The organism is Arthrobacter sp. SE2 (assembly GCF_058244265.1).
On sequence record NZ_JBZAYA010000013.1, the window covers coordinates 54,643 to 73,549 of the forward strand.

The 18,907-nt window shown below is 63.5% G+C and carries 13 protein-coding genes and 2 tRNA genes; 9 read left to right on the forward strand and 6 right to left on the reverse strand.

What is annotated here, in order from left to right; genetic code table 11:
- Positions 1-45: 45 nt before the first annotated feature.
- A tRNA-Ser gene (locus AC4CS3_RS17320) sits at positions 46-133 on the forward strand.
- A 273-nt stretch (positions 134-406) separates the two neighbouring features.
- Positions 407-1,489: a hypothetical protein gene (locus AC4CS3_RS17325; protein ID WP_490784471.1), complete on the forward strand. Its 1,083-nt coding sequence runs from the start codon at positions 407-409 to the stop codon at positions 1,487-1,489.
- A gap of 88 nt (positions 1,490-1,577) precedes the next feature.
- Here AC4CS3_RS17325 and AC4CS3_RS17330 read toward each other — a convergent pair whose 3' ends face one another.
- Positions 1,578-3,017 carry an MFS transporter gene (locus AC4CS3_RS17330; RefSeq protein WP_490784472.1) on the reverse strand — a complete coding sequence of 480 codons (1,440 nt, stop codon included), beginning with the start codon at positions 3,015-3,017 and terminating at the stop codon, positions 1,578-1,580.
- The gene (locus AC4CS3_RS17335) at positions 3,014-5,185 is read right to left on the reverse strand and encodes a RecQ family ATP-dependent DNA helicase (RefSeq protein WP_490784473.1); all 2,172 of its coding nucleotides are present in this window, start codon (positions 5,183-5,185) and stop codon (positions 3,014-3,016) included. Before AC4CS3_RS17335 ends, AC4CS3_RS17330 begins: the two co-directional genes overlap by 4 nt.
- A gap of 124 nt (positions 5,186-5,309) precedes the next feature.
- Here AC4CS3_RS17335 and AC4CS3_RS17340 point away from each other — a divergent pair, with 124 nt between their 5' ends.
- The 4 genes from AC4CS3_RS17340 to AC4CS3_RS17355 all read left to right on the forward strand — a co-directional run bounded on the left by AC4CS3_RS17340 (position 5,310) and on the right by AC4CS3_RS17355 (position 8,998).
- Positions 5,310-6,728, forward strand: a complete 1,419-nt coding sequence (locus AC4CS3_RS17340) for a phosphomannomutase/phosphoglucomutase (protein ID WP_490784474.1) — start codon at positions 5,310-5,312, stop codon at positions 6,726-6,728.
- 27 nt (positions 6,729-6,755) lie between these two features.
- On the forward strand, positions 6,756-7,208 hold the full coding sequence (locus AC4CS3_RS17345; RefSeq protein WP_490784475.1) for a hypothetical protein: 453 nt from the start codon (positions 6,756-6,758) through the stop codon (positions 7,206-7,208).
- A 24-nt stretch (positions 7,209-7,232) separates the two neighbouring features.
- A complete protein-coding gene (locus AC4CS3_RS17350; protein ID WP_441412736.1) occupies positions 7,233-7,682 on the forward strand; it encodes an RrF2 family transcriptional regulator in 450 nt (149 codons plus the stop codon).
- A 155-nt stretch (positions 7,683-7,837) separates the two neighbouring features.
- Positions 7,838-8,998, forward strand: coding sequence for a globin domain-containing protein (locus AC4CS3_RS17355; RefSeq protein WP_490784476.1), 1,161 nt, complete (start codon positions 7,838-7,840; stop codon positions 8,996-8,998).
- 109 nt (positions 8,999-9,107) lie between these two features.
- Here the strand turns inward: AC4CS3_RS17355 and AC4CS3_RS17360 are convergent, their stop codons facing one another.
- The 3 genes from AC4CS3_RS17360 to AC4CS3_RS17370 all read right to left on the reverse strand — a co-directional run bounded on the left by AC4CS3_RS17360 (position 9,108) and on the right by AC4CS3_RS17370 (position 14,307).
- Positions 9,108-9,713, reverse strand: coding sequence for a TetR/AcrR family transcriptional regulator (locus tag AC4CS3_RS17360; protein WP_490784477.1), 606 nt, complete (start codon positions 9,711-9,713; stop codon positions 9,108-9,110).
- Between the two features lies 1 nt (position 9,714).
- Complete coding sequence (locus AC4CS3_RS17365; RefSeq protein ID WP_490784478.1) at positions 9,715-12,318, reverse strand: PEP/pyruvate-binding domain-containing protein; 2,604 nt, start codon at positions 12,316-12,318, stop codon at positions 9,715-9,717.
- Positions 12,319-12,480: 162 nt separating this feature from the next.
- On the reverse strand, positions 12,481-14,307 hold the full coding sequence (locus AC4CS3_RS17370; protein ID WP_490784479.1) for a phosphoenolpyruvate carboxykinase (GTP): 1,827 nt from the start codon (positions 14,305-14,307) through the stop codon (positions 12,481-12,483).
- A 284-nt stretch (positions 14,308-14,591) separates the two neighbouring features.
- Here AC4CS3_RS17370 and AC4CS3_RS17375 point away from each other — a divergent pair.
- A tRNA-Arg gene (locus AC4CS3_RS17375) sits at positions 14,592-14,665 on the forward strand.
- A gap of 393 nt (positions 14,666-15,058) precedes the next feature.
- Here the strand turns inward: AC4CS3_RS17375 and AC4CS3_RS17380 are convergent.
- Positions 15,059-15,787: a FadR/GntR family transcriptional regulator gene (locus AC4CS3_RS17380; protein WP_490784480.1), complete on the reverse strand. Its 729-nt coding sequence runs from the start codon at positions 15,785-15,787 to the stop codon at positions 15,059-15,061.
- A gap of 361 nt (positions 15,788-16,148) precedes the next feature.
- Between AC4CS3_RS17380 and AC4CS3_RS17385 the strand changes: the two genes are divergently transcribed.
- Both AC4CS3_RS17385 and AC4CS3_RS17390 read left to right on the forward strand, forming a co-directional pair.
- Positions 16,149-17,789: an ABC transporter substrate-binding protein gene (locus AC4CS3_RS17385; protein WP_490784481.1), complete on the forward strand. Its 1,641-nt coding sequence runs from the start codon at positions 16,149-16,151 to the stop codon at positions 17,787-17,789.
- A gap of 161 nt (positions 17,790-17,950) precedes the next feature.
- Complete coding sequence (locus AC4CS3_RS17390; RefSeq protein ID WP_490784482.1) at positions 17,951-18,907, forward strand: ABC transporter permease; 957 nt, start codon at positions 17,951-17,953, stop codon at positions 18,905-18,907.

The window sequence follows — 18,907 nt, forward strand, 5'->3', positions numbered from 1 at the left end:
CGGTGCCCAGTTCTGCGTATCCTTGGTTGGCTAGCAATAGCAACTGGAGACGTGCCAGAGCGGCCGAATGGGCTTCACTGCTAATGAAGTGTGGGGCACAACTCCACCGGGGGTTCAAATCCCCCCGTCTCCGCGTTTTGGCCCCGGTCCCTGACCGGGGCCTTTTGCGTTTCCGCACCCCTGGGTGCCGCACCGTTTTCCCCATGTTTGCCGGGTTCCGGCGTCGAAATGACGCGACTCGCCGTGTCGTAAGCGCTTTCCCGATTCAAAGAAAGGGGAGGAAGGTACGCGCTCGGAACGGAGCATCGCCGGATCCTGGAGGAAGATTCATGTCTCCGACTCTTTGAATTCAGCTCGCGCCAATAACCTCGTCCGGGTAACGGAGACCAACGACGAGGAGAGATTCATGCGTTCAATGACGAGATTCGCGATCGCAACGGTTGGGGCCGTTTTGCTGTCGACCACGTTGCTCACGCCGCCGGCGCTGGCGGCCAATGACGGTAACAGCTCAGGACAGAACGGCTCCAACGGCAATGGACACCAAGGCAATACCGAGGGCTTCAGCTTCGGCGTCATCGGGGACGTGCCCTACGGTAACGCTGAAATCCAAGCCTTCCCCTCCTACATTCAGGACCTGAACGCGCACAAGGAACTGAGTTTTGTAGCACACGTGGGCGATATCAAGAACGGATCATCCCAGTGCACGGACCAGTACTTCCAGGCCATCAAGACGAACTTCGACAGCTTTACTGCCCCTCTCGTCTACACCCCGGGTGACAACGAATGGACTGACTGCCACCGAACGAACAACGGTGCATACAACCCCCTGGAAAGACTGGCCAAGGTGCGGGAAGTCTTCTTCCCGCTGCCAGGTGTCACGCTTGGTTCGCCGATGCAGGTGAAGTCACAGGCAAAGGAAGGCTTCCCGGAGAACGTCAGCTTCCGCAAGAATGAGGTCGCCTTCACTGCCGTCAACATTCCGGGCAGCAACAATTCGATGCTGCCTTGGACGGGACTCGGCCAGACCCAGCCCACCGCCACCCAACTTAACGAGGTACAGCAGAGGACCGAGGCTGGCATCCAGGAGTTGAGGGATACTTTCCGCAAGGCGCGGAACAACGGTGACCGGGCCGTCGTCGTGATGACTCAGGCGGACATGTTCGACCCGACAGTCCCGGCCCCTTCCCAGGCGGATTTTGGGGCTTTCAAACCCCTGGTGCAGACCTTGATCGAGGAATCGAACTCGTTCGGCGGCCCGGTCTACCTGATCAACGGCGACAGCCACGTTTACAACCAAGACCACCCCCTTGCTGCCGGTTCCACGTGGCTGTCTTTCTACGGCCAGGCCACAGCAGCGAAGAACCTGACCCGAATCACCGTGGATGGATCCAACAATGCCAAGGACTGGCTGAAGGTCACGGTCAACCCGGGTGAAGCAACGAGCGTCATGTCGTTCGACCGGATCCCGTTCACGCACCCGGCGTCCTAGCTAAACGATCCAAGCAAGACGGCGGACGGCCGAAAGTCGCCGGAATCTCCGGTATGGAAGTTCCGGCGACTAGCGTCCTCGAAGGCCTCTAACCCCGCCGTTTTTCGGGTTTACTCACAGCACTGCGACTGACTTCAGCTCCGGCGTGCCGGTGCAGAGTGAGGCTGTCCGCTGTGCTCAACAGCATCACGGCAGCCATGGCGAGGAAGGCGCCACGGTACGCCGAGGAAGGGCCGTCGCCGAAGAGCGACACATGGTCGAAGAGGCGCAGGAAGAGTGCACCCACTGCGATGCCGGCCCCAGCGGCCAGTTGCACCAACGTGGCTGATACTGCGTTGGCCGAGGGAAGCTCCCCCGGGACGATATCCGCATACTGCACCGAGGCGTACGCCGAGAATCCGATCGAGCGGAAGGCTCCGCTGGCCAGCAACAAGGCAAAAATCAACGGCTCCGGGGTCCCTGCGTTGAGCGCTGCACAAATGGCAAAGGTGACTGCCGAAGCGAAAGAGGCGAAGACCAACACAGGCTTGAAGCCGAACCGCCGAATGATGGGCGTCGTGGCGGGCTTGATGCCGATGTTGCCGATGAATACCGCGGCCACCATGGCACCGGATTTGAGCGGATCCCAGCCAAAGCCGTCCTGGAACAACAGCGGCAACAGAAAGGGCACCGAGCTGATGGTCAGGCGATAGACGAACCCTCCGGTGGAGGTGGCCCGGAACGTGCGAGTGGCGAAAACCCGGAGATCGAAGAGCGGAGCCTTGGCTTTGAGCATCCACCAGGCCGCTCCGGCCAAAGCCAGTGCTCCGGCCAACAGCACGGCTGCCGGGACCACGCCCGCGCCGTGGCCGCCAACCCCTTCAAGGCCTACCACAAGCGATCCGACGCCGAAGGTGGTGAGCGTGAGCCCCCGCCAGTCGAGCCGCCGGCCAGCATCGCCTCCCGTACGCGGAACCAACCTCAGGGCTGCGATGAACGCAGCAAGCCCCAGCGGTACGTTGATCAGGAAGATCCAGTGCCAGGAAAGATAGGTAGTGAACGCTCCGCCCACAAGCGGCGCCAAGACGGGGGCCAGCAACCCGGGCCAGACAAGGAACGCGGTGGCTCGGAGGAGCTCCGACTTAGGTGTGCCCCGCAGCACGACGAGAGTCCCCACCGGCACCATCATCGCCCCGCCGGCCCCCTGCGCCACCCGGCTCAAGGTCAGCAGGGTGAGGTCCTGGCTGGCCGCGCACAACAGCGACGCGACGGTGAACACTGCGATCGCCAGGCAGAAGATCCGGCGTGCACCAAAGCGTTCTGCGAGCCAGCTGCTGAGCGGAATTCCCATGGCCACAGTCACAAGATAGGCAGTCATCGTGATGTTGACATCGGCCGAGACCACTTTGAAGTCGGCCGCGATGCGCGGCATGGCAGTAGTAAGGACTGTTCCGTCCAGGAACTCCATGAAGAAGGTAGCGGCAACCAGCAAAGCGAGCCGCGGCTGCCACTTGGATTCGGACTGGACGTCCGGGACTGCGCCGGTCACGCTGCTTGACCGAGGACGAGAGGCAACACCGATCCTGCCCCCGCTTGCCGGAGGGCGCGGCCGGCAACGGTCATGGTCCAGCGGCTGTCCGCGAGGTCGTCGACCAAGAGGATGCCTTGACCGCCCAGCGACGCAAGGTTCTGTCCAAGTTCCGGACCCACCACGAGGCGCTCCCAGACACCGGCCAGCCGATAGGCGCTGTTGCCACCGCGCCCGCCCGTGGGTCCGCCGTGCTGGAGTTGGAGGGAACCCAGGTACGGCATCTGGCCGATGCCGGCTATGCCGCGGGCCAAGGATTCGACCAGCGCCGGCTTGTTCCTGGAGGGGATGCTCACGACGGCTGCCGGACGGCCTTGGCCGCTCCACGCCGTGGACCGGCCGTCTCCGGCGGACCATTCGCGCAAGACCTGTACGCAAGCCTGCAACATGGCCGATTCAACCTCGCGGTCAGCTGCGCCGGCGGCAAAGAGCTCACGGAGGGCACCACCCCAGCCGAGGTCGGTCAGGCGGGCCAGGACGCGCCCTTCGGCCAGCAACTCCTCCGGCTTGATCTTGCCTTTCACCGTGACGCCGAGCCGATCCATGCCACTCGGCCATTGAAGCCGTGGTTCCAGCGCAAGACCCGCGCGCCGAAGCGTCTGCCCGGCGGCGTCGGCGGCGGCAGCTGCCACGTCCGCCGGGAACCACCTGCCGGCGCAATTGTCGCAGCGGCCGCATGCACGCGCGGACTCGTCGTCCAGGACCGCGGTGATGTATTCCATGCGGCATCCGGCGGTCTCTTGGTAAATCACCATGGAATCCTGCTCGTCCACCCGGGCCTCGGCGATCCGGGCGTAGCGCTCGGCGTCGTAGATCCACGGACTTCCAGTGGACCTCCACCCACCGCCCACGCGCTCCACCGCTCCATCCACGGCGAGCACCTTCAGCAGGAGTTCCAAAGGCGTCCGGCGCAGGTCCACCCGTGCTTCGAGGGCCACCGTGGACAAGGCAGAGCCGGATTCGGCCAAGACGTCGAGGACGGCTGCGGCCTTTTCCTCCGAGGGCATTGAAGCAGTCGCAAAGTACTGCCAGATCTCGCGGTCCTCGGATCCAGGCAGGAGGAGCACATCGGCATTTGCCGCGCCACGGCCGGCACGTCCGACTTGCTGGTAGTAAGCCACCGGCGATGACGGGGCACCAAGGTGGATGACGAACCCGAGATCCGGCTTATCGAAGCCCATGCCGAGCGCCGATGTGGCAACCAACGCCTTCACTTGGTTGTCCTTGAGGAGTTGCTCGGCCCGTTCACGATCCGCGGGGTCCGTCCGCCCGGTGTAGGACCGGACGTTGTGGCCTGCCTCGGAGAGCAGCCGGGCGGTGTCTTCAGCGGCAGAAACGGTCAGGGTGTAGATGATTCCGCTGCCTGGCATGTCTGCAAGATGGGTCAGCAACCAGCCAAGGCGATCCCGCGAGTCGGCGAGCTTCAAGACACCCAGCCGCAAGGACTCCCGGCCAAGCTCACCGCGGATGGTCAGCACTCCGGCGCCGAGCTGTTCTTCGATGTCATGGACCACCCGGGAGTTGGCCGTGGCCGTGGTGGCCAACACGGGAACGCTGCCAGGCAATTGCTCGATGAGATCGGAGATGCGCCGATAGTCGGGACGGAAATCGTGCCCCCAGTCCGAAATACAGTGTGCCTCGTCAATCACCAGGAGACCGGTACGGCGGATGAGCTCGGGAAGCTGGTTTTCCCGGAAGGAAGGATTGGTGAGCCGCTCCGGCGAAACCAGAAGAACATCCACTTCGTCCGCGGCCAGTTGTTCGCGGACGAAGTCCCACTCAAGCTGATTGGCGGAGTTGATAGCTACGGCCCGCACTCCGGCACGTGCGGCTGCCGCCACCTGGTCCCGCATCAGTGCGAGCAGCGGCGAAACGATGAGGGTGGGCCCTGCGCCCCGGCGCCTCAACAACAACGACGAGACGAAGTACACTGCCGACTTGCCCCAGCCTGTCCGCTGCACCACCAATGCGCGCCGTCCGGCGTCGACGAGGGCCTCAATCGCCTCATACTGGCCGTCGTGAAAACGGGCGTCCGCATTTCCCACAAGCTCCTTCAATACTTCAAGGGCCTGCAGCCGGGTGGTGGACTGATCTGCTGCGAGTAGGGCGGCATCCGGGTTGTTGGGCATGGCTTCAGTATTCCAGCACCCGCAGACAGCCAGAACCCGGGACGTCATCTATGTGGACAAGCGTTTTCCACATAGATGACGTCCCCGCACAGCGACGACCTCGCTCCACAGTAAGATTGAGCGCGTGACTAGCGAGCAGAACAAGACATTTGACCTCTCGGCTTCCTTCAAGGCCTATGACGTTCGGGGGATCGTCGGCGAATCCATCACCTCCCACATCGTGGAATCCGTCGGCGCGGCCTTCGTCGACACCCTCGGCCTCGCCGGGGAAACTGTGCTGGTTGGCGGCGACATGCGTCCGTCGTCTCCCGAATTCATCAAGGCATTCGCCGACGGCGCCGCTCGCCGCGGCGCCGATGTCCAGCTCCTGGACCTCATCTCCACCGACGAGCTCTACTACGCTTGCGGTGCCCTGAATGCGGCCGGCGCCACTTTCACCGCGAGCCACAACCCCGCCGAGTACAACGGCATCAAGATGTCCAAGGCCGGCGCCCAGCCGATCTCCTCCGAAACAGGCCTCAAGGAAATCCAGGCGCTGGCGGAGAAGTACCTCAACAGCGGAAGCATCCCGGCTGCGGATGTCCAAGGCAACATCGGCGCCCGCGATGTCCTGAAGGACTATTCCGAGTACTTGCGCAGCCTGGTTGACCTCAAGGGCTCCCGTCCGCTGAAGATCGTTGTTGACGCCGGAAACGGAATGGCCGGGCTGACCACTCCCGCGGTGCTTGGTGACCAGCTGCTTCCTGCCCTGCCGTTCGAGATCGTCCCCCTGTACTTTGAACTGGACGGCTCGTTCCCGAATCACCCCGCCAATCCGCTTGAGCCCGAAAACCTGCGCGATCTGCAAGCCGCGGTGATCGAGCACGGTGCGGATATCGGCCTGGCGTTCGACGGCGACGCCGACCGTTGCTTCGTGATTGACGAGAAGGGCGAACCAGTGTCCCCGTCTGCCATCACCGGGATGGTTGCGCGCCGGGAAATCGCCCGAGCACAGGCCGCGGGTGAAAAGACCCCCGTAATCATCCACAACCTTCTGACCTCGCGGGCAGTCCCGGAGCTCGTGGCGACGGATGGCGGCAGGGCCGTGCGCACCCGTGTGGGGCACTCGTTCATCAAGGCGGTCATGGCCGAAGAAGGAGCCGTCTTCGGCGGCGAACACTCGGCGCACTTCTACTTCCGCGATTTTTGGAACGCGGACACCGGCATGCTCGCGGCCATGCACGTCTTGGCGGCATTGGGCGAGCAGGACGGCCCACTGTCCGATCTTGGCCGCCAGTACGAGCCTTATGTCTCTTCCGGTGAAATCAATTCCGAAATCGAGGACAAGGCAGGAGCCATTGAGCGGGTCCGCGCCGATTTTGATGGCGATGACGTCGACGTGGACTACATGGATGGCAGCACCTTCACCGCGAAGGACGGCAGCTGGTGGTTCAATCTTCGTCCGTCCAACACGGAGCCATTCCTGCGCCTGAACGCCGAGGCGAAGGATGTTGCCACTATGGAAAAGGTACGGGATCGCGTCCTCGCACTGGTCCGGTCCTAGCCGACAACCCCTAAGGCGGGCAGCAGCATGAATTCCCAGATCAACGGCCTCGAAAACACAGAGGAACACGAACTCCGCGAAGTGCGGGAAACGCTGGGGGCCGCCTTGGCAACAGCGCAGGAACACCTGGAACAAAACGGTGGCTTCCTGCCCTTCGCGGTCACGCTCGCCGAGGACAACGAACTTCGGATCGTCTTCGTAACGCCTGGAGAGCCGGACGACGAGGGAAACGTCGACACAGAGTCGATGCTGGCAGACATCCTCGAATTGCTGCGCCAAGGCCGTGACGAGTACCGCGCGGTAGCGATTGCCAACGACGTAATCCTTCCGGAACACGGCTCGGACGGGATTCACGCCGCGGCTGAGCATCGCAGCGGCGGTCTCCTCGCGGCCGTTGTCCCTTACGTCCAGACCGCCGAAGGCTTTACCTTTGACAACGCCGAGGCCGACACCAATGAGCCCCTGGTATGGGTGGACTAGACCTTACTCCGTAAGCTTGAGGGCATGAAGATCAATGCCTTCGCGGATGTGAGCCTGCGTGCGCTCCTGGTTCTATCGTCCGCGCCCGCAGGAGAACTCCTGACGACCCAGAACATCGCAGACGCCGTGGGGACTCCTTACCACCACGTCAGCAAGGCCATCGTCCGCCTGAGGGAGCTCGGCCTCATCGACGTCGAGCGCGGCCGAAACGGCGGGTCACGGCTCAGCGCCGCCGGACAGCAGGCCACCGTTGGCCACATCCTGCGTGAACTGAATACCAGGGCCGACCCCGCCGAGTGCCAATCCGTACATGGCGACTGCCCGCTGATTACTGAATGCGGCCTGCGCCATGCCCTGGCCCGCGCGAGGGAAGCCTTCTACCGGGAGCTGGACGACGTCGTCGTGTCCTCGCTGCCGCGCCTACGGCAGATGGTGCCGGCATTCCAGGCGATCGGGTTACGCCCCGGACTGTAGACCCGGCTTATGGCGGGTCTACAGTCATCTTCGGGCTGTCGATTAGGCAAATACTTCTACGACGTGTAGAAATTAGCTATAGATACTTGCATTCCAAATACAAGTATTGATCCCGGTCCGTATGCGTCCCACGGGCCACTACGACAGGAGTACCTATGCTCTCGGACAAGTCCTTCCCCGTCATCGAGGCCACTTTGCCGCTCGTCGGCGCCCGGATTGGTGACATCACCCCCAAGTTCTACTCCCGACTCTTCGCTGCGCACCCCGAACTGCTCGATGGGCTGTTCAGCCGTTCGAACCAGCGGTCCGGCAACCAGCAGCAGGCCCTCGCTGGAAGCATCGCCGCCTTTGCAAGCCATCTGGTGAGCAACCCCGGAACCCTGCCGGAGACAGTGCTGTCCCGCATTGCACACCGCCACGCTTCCCTGGGGATCACCGAGCCGCAGTACCAAGTGGTCTACGAGCACCTCTTCGCCGCCATCGCGGAAGACCTGGCCGAAGTCATCACCCCTGAAATCGCCGAAGCCTGGACAGAGGTCTATTGGCTCATGGCGGATGCGCTGATCAAGCTCGAAAAGGGACTCTACGCAGCGCAGGCCAATGGCAAGATGTGGAGCCCCTGGAAGGTCGCGTCGAAGACTCCTGCCGGCACCGGGTCCACGACCTTCACCCTGGAGCCGGCCGACGACACGCCGATCACTGAAGCTCTGCCGGGCCAATACATCAGCGTCAAGGTCACGCTCCCCGACGGCCTGCGCCAGGTCCGCCAGTACTCGCTTTCCGGCAACGCCGGCACCAGCCGCAGCTTCACGACAAAAATCGACGACGGCGGCGAGGTCTCGCCCGTGCTGCACAACACCGTTCGGGTGGGTGATGTCCTGGAGATCTCCAACCCCTATGGCGAGATTACGCTCAAGGAGGGCAACGGTCCCGTGGTCCTCGCCTCGGCGGGCATCGGCTGCACCCCCACGGCTTCCATCCTGCGCTCGCTCGCCGATTCCGGCTCCGACCGCCAAGTGCTGGTCTTGCACGCGGAGAGCAATCTGGACAGTTGGGCGTTGCGCCCCCAGATGACGGACGACGTCGAGCGCTTGGATGGTGCGGAACTCCAGCTCTGGCTGGAGGAACCGCAGGCCGGGTCCAAAGCGGGCTTCATGTCACTGCGCGAAGTGGACCTTCCAGCCGATGCCTCGCTGTACCTGTGCGGACCGCTGCCGTTCATGAAGCACATCCGCAACGAAGCCATCAACGCCGGAATCCCCGCCATAAGGATTCACTACGAAGTCTTCGGACCGGATATCTGGCTCGCCAACTAGTCCCCGCCGCCGCCCTCGCCTCGCAAGTCCCCACGGCCAGGGAACCCTGGCGGCGTGGGCCCAAGCAGTTGTTGTCGTTTTGGACCCTCAAAACGACAACAACTGCGAGTCAGTTGGGCGGCCCAACCCCCAACAACGGCAGCATTACCTCGTCCACCACGTGCACCAAATAGTCGTCATCGATCGGCACTCCAGAGAAGATGAACCGCTGGCGCAGCAAGGCGGGGCCGGCCTCGATCCTTGTCTCCGTGGCCACGCTGGGATCGCATTCGCCGCGGGCCGCGGCCTGCTCAATGATGGCTCGCATGGTCTTAGCTACGTTGCCGCGGGCGTACTCCTGGACCTCAGCAGCCACCGCCGGATTCTGCAGCGCCTCCCCCAATAGCCCGCGCATTGCCTGCCCCACGGCCCCTTCGAGTTGTTGGGCCACGAGCCGCAGGATCGCCAGGGCGTCTTCGCGCAGGCTGCCGGTGTCCGGCGCGGACGCCGGGCCGGGCATGGCATCGTAGGCTGTCTCAAGCACCAGGGCCGCGCGTCCGGGCCACCGCCTATAGAGCGAAGCTTTACTCGCCCTTGCGCGCTCGGCCACACTGTCCATGGTCAACGCCGCGTAACCGGATTCGGCGATCTCTGCCAGGACCGCCTCGAAAATCGCACTGTTCAGGGCCGCCCCGCGCCGGCGCGGCAGCTTCCGGTGGTCCCGGTTCCCCGGCATCTCAAGGTCTCTCCGCCGAAGCGGCCGGCAGGACTACACCGAGGGTGCCGTCCACGAGCACTTGCTGCCCGTCAGCCAAGGCGCTGGTGCCCGAACCGGTGCCCATAACTGCCGGAATTCCGTATTCCCTCGCAACGATCGCCGCATGCGAGCCGAGTCCGCCGGCGTCCACCACAACCGCGGCGGCCCGTTGGAACAACGGTGTCCAGGCTGGATTGGTGTACGGGCACACGAGGACCTCTCCGCTGCGCAGCCGTCCGAACTCGGTCGGGCCACGGATCACACGGACCGGCCCGGTCGCTTGGCCGCGGCTCGCTGCCGTGCCGGAGAGGAGGACCCCTTCCACCTGGCGGCCTCGGCGGCTCTGGCGGCTCTGACGGCCTCCGCCGAAGAGCAAAGCCGGATCGAGCAGCGGGATGCCTTCGAGTTCCCGCCGCTTTGCCGCGCGAGCCAGTACCAGCGGCCGGAAACGGTCACGGAGTGAAGCCGGCAGCGCGCCGTCGTCGTTGTCTGTGATGGACTCCAGTTCCTCGAACCGCAGGTGATAGATCTCCTCGGGCTCATCGATGACGCCGGCCATCACCAGTCGGCGGCCGAGCTCCCGGTAGGCCCGGCGGATCGGCGGGATGGCTTTGGTGGCGTAGAAGTGGCTGTCCTCGCGGAACGCCATTCCGGCTTGGGCGGACTCGACGGCGGCGAGCACCCTCCGCCGCAGCGGTTCGAAGCGGAGAGCCGGATGGCGTTTCAATTCCGCAAGCGCAATCCCGCCCTGGTCAACTGTTTGGGGGCGCTCTCCGGACAAGGCCTTCACGAGACCAAGAACCACCTCGGGGGCATCAGACCACGTCGGCGAACTGCTGAGGACAACGCTTGTGGTTTCGCGGTGGCCGTACTCGAGCTCGAACGCCTTGAAGGCCTCGCGGAAAGCGCAATGTTCGGGCCCATTTTCCACCAACTCCAGGAGCTCACGGGGTCCTGAATCACGTAACGCGCGGGACAGCCCGGGATCGTCCGCTGCGATGGAAGCGAGCCGTTCAAGGGCCCGGTTCGCCTGGCTCGTCCGGGTTTCCGCCCCCGCGATCAGCGCAGGCGCAAGCTTGATCTTGCCCAGGAGCAGAAGCATGAAACGCATTTTCAGCACCGGCACCGGAATGCCGGGCAGGTAGGAGACCCTCAAGTCCGTGATGCCCTGCATCCCCGCGAAGCATTCCCCCGCAAATGCAACCACCGCACGCCACCGCAGCGGGCCGAGGTCCTTGCCGTTCAGCCTTTCAATGTTGTTGATAAACAGGGAGAAACGTGGATCCCGGGTCCAGGCGCCGGCTTTGAATCGCCTCGACCGGCGCAGCAAGGAAACCGGTGCGGCAAGCGTTCGGATGGTCGGGCGCGGCGCAGGCGGGATGAGCTGCACCACCACCCCGTCTTCCTCCAGCAGCAACTCCTCCACTGCGGGGAAGACCACACCTACGCTCCCGGCCATGCCGTGCAACATTGCGAGAATTCCCCGACTCATCCAGCCCGATACATCCAAGGGATAGGGCCGCTCCTGGAACATCTCGATGAAAAACGGACCCACCCGGCGTTGGACCGCGTTGAGGACGGGCGGTTGAGGCGGTAGCGCCGTCATCGGCCGCGCCTGCAGTACGTATAGCGTTCCGCCGGCCGCCGCCCACTCCATGTCCTGAGGCCGGCCGAAATGCTGCTGGGCTTTGTTTCCCAGCATGGCCAACTCCGCCAATTCGTCCGCGGCGAGCCCTGGTTTCGTGCTTTGCGTACCGGAGCTTTCTCGCGTGCCGCCACCCTCAGCCGCGCTGATCACTACCTCGCGGCCACCGGGCGTGAAACCCAGCACTTTCCCCGAGCCGTCCAGGACATAGTGCTCCGGCGTCACCCGCCCGGAGACCACGGCCTCCCCTAGCCCGGGGTTCGCGTCCACCACCATTTCGCGGCGCTCGCCCGTGACCGGGTTCGCCGTAAACAGCACGCCCGCCATGGCGGCCGGCACCATTTTTTGCACGACGACGGCGATGGCCACCTCGTGCGGATCAATTCCCTGCCGTCGGCGATAGGCCATGGCCCGGTCCGTCCACAACGATGCCCAGCAATTGGCGACCGCCTGGACAACACCGTGCCCGCCCAGCACGTTGAGATAGGTGTCCTGCTGACCGGCGAACGCGGCTCCCGGAAGATCCTCCGCCGTGGCGCTGGACCGGACCGCGACCGCCCCGCCGCCCAGCTTCGCATAGGCATCGAGGATCTCCTGCCGCAGCCGGCCGGGCATTTCCGCCTCGGCGAAGTGGGCGCGGAGTGCACCGCCGTCGGGAGCTTCATCAGGCCCGACGGACAGGAAACCGCTCAGTGCGGCACCCACGTTCGTTTCCGCCAGGAAGGACGAGTACGCGCCCGTGGTGATAATAAATCCCGGCGGCACTGGAAACCCTTGACGCACCAATTCCCCCAGCGCGGCACCTTTTCCACCGGCAATGGCGACATCCCCGACGCCGAAATCGGCCAAGGGGGCGGTAGCCTGCTGAGCCGTCTTGGGCCCGTCACGCGGTCCTGACGGCGGAGGGGACTCTTCTGTGTGCCGCTGGGAATCGTCCATGGCCCGGACCCCCGGAAATAGAGAACTGCTGGTTCTCTAAAAGCTACGCTCGCGCCAATCGCGGCACAATGCTCGGCGACGACAGCTCCAAGATGGGGGAAACGACGACGACGGTCCAGCACCGAGGTGCGGGACCGTCGTCGTCGTAAGCCGGCAGGTGGTCTAGGCCAGGCGGGCCTTCAGGCCTTCGAGCTCGGAGATCAGCTCGGCCGGCAGGGAACCCCCGAACTTTGCGTACCATTCCTCGATCGATGCCAGTTCGGTCTTCCACTCGGAGGCGTCGACGCGCACTGCGGCTTCCACCTCGGCGGGGGTCATGTCCAGGCCTTCGAGATCGATGGACTCGCCGGTCGGCACGAAGCCGATGGGAGTCTCGACGGCGTCGGCCTTGCCTTCAAGGCGCTCGATGGCCCACTTGAGGACGCGGGCGTTGTCGCCGAAGCCAGGCCACGCGAAGCCACCCTCGGCGGTGCGGCGGAACCAGTTGACCAGGAAGATCTTGGGCAGTCGCTCCGAGTTGGCCTTGGCCGACAGGTTGACCCAGTGGTTCAAGTAGTCGCCTGCGTCGTAGCCGATGAACGGCAGCATGGCCATGGGGTCGCGGCGGACGACGCCAACGGCACCGGCCGCAGCAGCCGTGGTCTCGGAGGACAACGTGGAACCCATGAAGATGCCGTTGGACCAGTCGCGGGCCTCGGTGACCAGCGGGATAGTGGTCTTGCGGCGGCCCCCGAAGAGGATTGCGGAGAGCTCCACGCCGTCGGGGCTGAAGTACTCCTCGGCCAGCATGTCGATTTGGTCGATCGGGGTGCAGAAGCGGGAGTTCGGGTGTGCAGCAGGCTTGTCGGACTCGGGAGTCCAGGAGTTGCCCTGCCAGTCGGTCAGGTGCGCGGGAGTTTCCTCCGTCATGCCCTCCCACCAGACGCCGCCGTCGTCGGTTATGGCGACGTTGGTGAAGATGCTGTTGCCCTTCGCAATGGCGCGCATGGCGTTGGGGTTGGTGCCCCAACCGGTGCCGGGAGCGACGCCGAACAGGCCGGCTTCGGGGTTGACGGCGCGGAGCTCGCCTTCCTTGCCGAAGCGCATCCAAGTGATGTCGTCGCCGAGGGTCTCGACCTTCCAGCCCTTGATGGTGGGGTCGAGCAGGGCGAGGTTGGTCTTGCCGCAAGCGGAGGGGAACGCAGCAGAGATGTAGTAGGTCTTCTGCTCAGGCGAAGTCAGTTTCAGGATGAGCATGTGTTCGGCCAGCCAGCCTTCGTCGCGGGCCATGACTGACGCGATGCGCAGGGCGTAGCACTTCTTGCCGAGGAGGGCGTTGCCGCCGTAACCCGAGCCGAAGGACCAAATGGAGCGCTCTTCCGGGAAATGCACGATCCATTTGTCCGGGTTGCAGGGCCATACGACGTCTGCCTGGCCGGCTTCCAACGGAGCGCCCAGGGAGTGCAACGCGGGGACGAAGAAAGCGTCGGTCTGCGTAATGCGCTCAAGGACGTCGGTGCCGATGCGCGCCATGATGCGCATCGAGGCAACAACGTAGGCCGAGTCGGTGATCTCGACCCCGAACTTCGGATCTTCGGCATCCAGGTGGCCCATGACGAACGGAATGACGTACATGGTGCGGCCGCGCATGGAGCCGGCGAACAGCCCGCGCAGCTTCAGCTTCATCTCGGCCGGAGCCATCCAGTTGTTGGTGAAGCCTGCGTCGTGCTCCTTCTCGGAGCAGATGAAGGTCTGCTCTTCGACACGGGCTACGTCCGCGGGATCAGAGAATGCAGCAAATGAATTGGGGAAGAGTTCTTGGTTCAGCCTCTTCAGGGTGCCGGCCGCGACAAGTTCGTCGGTCAGCTTCTTGTTTTCAGCTTCGCTGCCGTCAACCCAGTGGATGCGGTCCGGCTGTGTCAGCTCGGCTACTTCCTCCACCCAGGCCAACAGGCGTGCATGCGTAGTAGGTGCCTTCTCAAGCAACGGCAGTCGCGCCAGATCGCCCATCGTGGTTCCCTTCCTCGGGTTCAGTGGTGTGTCCTAAATGCTAGGGGGCGCGGAGTAGACCAATCTGGGTTCGGACATGGGATCTCTTGACCATTTCGGAGCAAAACCCCTAAAAATCAAGGATCCGCGTCACGGATACGCCAAATTTAGTGACTAAGGTCACATAGACCGGTCTAGTTAGGCAGATTACACCGCATCGATTTGGCACCAACAGGGATCTCGCGTAAAGTTTATTGAGGTTCGAGGGGGGGAACGAGTTTGAAACTCCCGAGAATCACCAAGATGCGCCCATAGCTCAGCTGGATAGAGCGTCTGTCTACGGAACAGAAGGCCGGGGGTTCGAATCCCTCTGGGCGCACAAAATAAAGACCCGCACCGGGCCCGGTGCGGGTCTTTTTTCGTTAAATTCCGGGCCCGGGTTTGGTTTGCCGCAGCGTCCTCCCTGGGCTGCTCCGCGTTGCCCGCGCCTTCCTGACCCTCTTTGCCGCGCCACGGCCACCAAATGACGCGACTCGCCGTGTCGTAAGCGCCTTCTCAAAGCAAAGAAGGTCAGGAAGGGCAGCCCTCCAGGAAACCAAAGGACTCCCCCGCACTACCCGGCCAGCAGACCCACGGCAGCGGCCTCGCGGCAAGCCGACGATACCCTCGTCTCCGGGGCAGGCCGCCAGCGAGAGACGCGCACAAAGCCAAGGGCCGCCGTCGTACTTCATGAAAAAGTACGACGGCGGCCCTTGAGCTTGGGTGCCAGGCCTTAGACTGCGACGGCCTCGCTGATTCGGCGGCGGATTCCGTCGAAGTGACGGTTGAGGAGTTCGGAAGCCGCGGTTTTGTCCCCGGTTGCGACGGCGGTGTAGATGCTTCGGTGCATGGCCGCGGTGGCCACAAGATCTTCGTTGGCCGAGCCGATTTCCACGTGGATCTTCCGATAGACCTTCCAGAAAACGCCCATGAGGTTGATGAGGAGCTCGTTGTTCAGCGGCTCGAACAGCCGGCGGTGGAACTCGGCGTCGGCGGCTACGAAGTTCTCGCCAGCATGTGCGAGCTCCTCCATCTGTTTGACGGCTTCTTCGATCAAGGCGAGCTGTTCGGCGGTCATCACGTCCATGGAAGAGCCGATCAGTCCCGATTCGAGGGCCTGGCGTACGTCCACGAGTTGCAGCGCCTCGAGCCCCTGGTGGCGCAGCGATAAGCGGCCCCGGAACGTCAGGCCGTCGGCGAGCGCCTCAAAGTTGCTGGGGGCGACGAACATGCCAAAGCCGTGGCGGATCTCGATGACACCCAGGGCCTGCAGCACTTTCAGGGATTCGCGCAGGGTGTTGCGCCCTACCCCCAGAGCCACGGAGAGTTCATTTTCCGTGGGCAAAGGATCGCCCGCCTCGAGCTCGCGCTCGAGGATCAACTCCATAATGTCCGACTGGAGGGCCCTGAGCCGGGCCTGTGCGCTGAACCGCGCCTGCGGAACGACACCGGAAGTGGTCATGGCTCTCCTTGCAAAAGTACTCATCCTCGGCCGGACCCTATCAGGACCGGGGACAAGGAATCAGTGCAGTGTTAATGTTGAGGTGAGCCTAGCGCCCACCGTGGATATAGTGCTTCGCAACATACAATATCGGATGTCCCATCTCCTTGATAGATGTTCGCCTTTATTTTTGACCGAGCCCCAGGCTGAACCTCGCGAGGTGAACCCCTGCGCAGCGCCCGTCGGGAGCACCCGCCGGGAGTGTCGCGGCCGCTCCTCGGGTCGCTAGTGATCCAGATCTCGCTTGACGACTTCATGTGACCACCCTTACAGTTTCTTTACGAGCATCGGATGTCCTACATCCGATAACCAGAAAACTTGAATGGTGAGGCATCTTATGAGCAACACGATTAACAACCTGCCGCTGGTCAGCGACGCCAGCCGACGCAACTTCCTCAAGCTGACCGGGGCGATTGGAGCCGCGGCAGCGTTCACCGCCAGCCTGTCCGCATGTGGCGGTCCTGCCTCCACCACCACGGGCGCAGCAAACAACACTGCGACCGTCAACAAGGACCTCACCATCGAGGCAGGCATCTCCTATGCCTTGTCCACGGGTTTCGACCCGATGACGTCCTCCGGCGCCACGCCGCAGGCCGCCAACCTGCACGTCTTCGAAGGCCTCGTGGAACTCCACCCCGCCACCCGCGAGCCCTACAACGCGCTGGCGGCGAGCGACCCCAAGAAGGTCAACGACACCACATACCAGGTGACCATCCGCGATGGTGCCAAGTTCCACAACGGCACCCCTGTCACCACCGACGATGTTGTCTACTCCTTCACCCGCGTGATGGACCCGGCCAACAAGTCCTTGTTCTCCCAGTTCATCCCATTCATCAAGGACGTCACGGCCCTCGATGCCAAGACGGTCGAGTTCTCGCTGAAATACCCCTTCCCGGGCTTCGGACCGCGAATCTCCGTGGTGAAGATAGTTCCGAAGGCGCTGGCCTCCGCCGATCAGAAGGGATTCGACGCCAAGCCCGTCGGCTCCGGCCCCTACAAGCTGATCTCGGCAGTCAAGGACGACAAGATCGTATTCGAAGCATTCGCCGACTACAACGGCCCCAAGCCGGCACTCGCCAAGGGCATGACGTGGCTGCTGCTCTCGGACGCGGCAGCCCGTGTCACGGCAGTGCAGTCGGGCCGCGTCCAGGCAATCGAAGACGTCCCGTACCTGGACATGGACGGGCTCAAGTCCAAGAGCCGGGTTGAGTCCGTGCAGTCCTTCGGCATGCTGTTCCTGATGTTCAACTGCGCCAAGGCCCCGTTCGACAACAAGCTGGTGCGCCAGGCACTCCACTACGGACTGGACAAGGACGCCATCATCAAGAAGGCCTTGTTCGGCAATGCCAAGGCTGCGTCGTCGTACTTCCAGGAGGGCCACCCGGACTACGTCAAAGCCAAGAACGTCTACTCCTACGATCCCCAGAAGGCCGCGGACCTCCTCAAGCAGGCCGGCGTGAGCAACCTCGAATTCGAGCTGCTCACCACGGATACCGCTTGGGTCAAGGACGTTGCCCCGCTGATGCTGGAATCCTGGAACAAGATCCCCGGCGTCAAGGTGACCGCAAAGAACCTCCAGTCCGGCGCCTTGTACTCAGACAGGGTTGGCAAGGCCGACTTCTCCGTGGTCGCGGCCCCGGGCGACCCCTCCGTCTTCGGCAACGACGCAGACCTGCTCTTGAGCTGGTTCTACTCCGGCGCCACCTGGATGGCCAAGCGCGCCTACTGGACCACCCCGGAAAGCGCCACTCTCCAGGGTCTGATGGACAAGGGCTCGCAGGCCGCAGCCGCCGATGCGAAGAAGATCACCGGCCAAATCGTGGATCTCGTCTCCGATGAAGTCCCGCTGTACCCGCTGTTCCACCGCCAGCTCCCCAGCGCTTGGGACGAAAAGAAGCTCTCAGGCTTCAAGCCGCTGCCCACCACGGGACTGTCCTTCATCGGCGTCGGCCGCACCTCCTAGTCACACCCAACCCAACTAATCCCCACTTGTTGTCGTTAGACGACTCGAAACGACACCCACTGCGTGGGCCCACGCCGCCAGGGTTCCCTGGCCGAGCTTGCGAGGCGAGGGTGGCGGTGGGGATTAGTTGGGTCCCCGCACCAAAGCAACCGGAGAACAAATTGGTCATGATATTGCGTCTGCTTGGACGCAGGCTCGCGGCATTGCCCTTGATGATCCTGGGCATCACGCTGCTGGTCTTCCTCGTCCTTCAAGCAGCACCAGGCGACCAGGCCAGCACGGCCCTCGGCGAAGGCGCCAGCGAGGCAGCCAAACAGCAGTACCGCCAGGACAACGGCCTGAACGATCCACTGTTCGTCCAATACTTCCGCTTCCTGGGCAGGCTCGTGCAGCTCGATCTCGGCGTGACCACCCCGCCGTCCAAATCGGTGGCAAGCATGATCGCCTCGGCCTTCCCGCTGACCCTCCAGCTGACGTTCCTCGGCGTGATCATCGCCGTCGTACTGTCCTTGGTTTTCGGCATCATCGGCGCCCTTTACCGCGACAAGTGGCAGGACCAGCTGATCCGGATCTTCTCCATCGCGGCCATCGCCACCCCGTCCTTCTGGCTTGGCATCCTGCTCATCCAGTGGTTGGCGCTCGGTGACAACCCGCTGTTTCCCTCGGGTGGAATCGCGACACCGGAGTCCGGCTTCGGCGGCTGGCTCAACTCGATGGCGCTCCCGGCCCTCGCGCTCGGCATTCCGGTCTCCGCTTCCCTTATCCGCGTGGTCCGCACGTCCATGGTGGAGGAACTGGATCGTGACTACGTCCGCACAGCCATCGGCAACGGAGTCCCCTACCGCGAGGTGGTTTCCCGGAACGTCCTGCGCAACGCGCTCGTGACTCCGGTGACCGTGCTGGGACTCAGGATCGGCTACCTCCTGGGCGGCGCCGTCGTGATTGAAATGATCTTCGCCCTTCCGGGCATGGGCCAGCTGATCCTCAACGGCATCACCAACCTGGACGTCAACCTGGTCCAGGGCGTGGTCCTCACCATCTCGGTCACCTTCGTTCTGGTGAACATCGTGGTGGACCTCCTGTACCTGCTCATCAACCCCCGAATCAGGACGGTATAG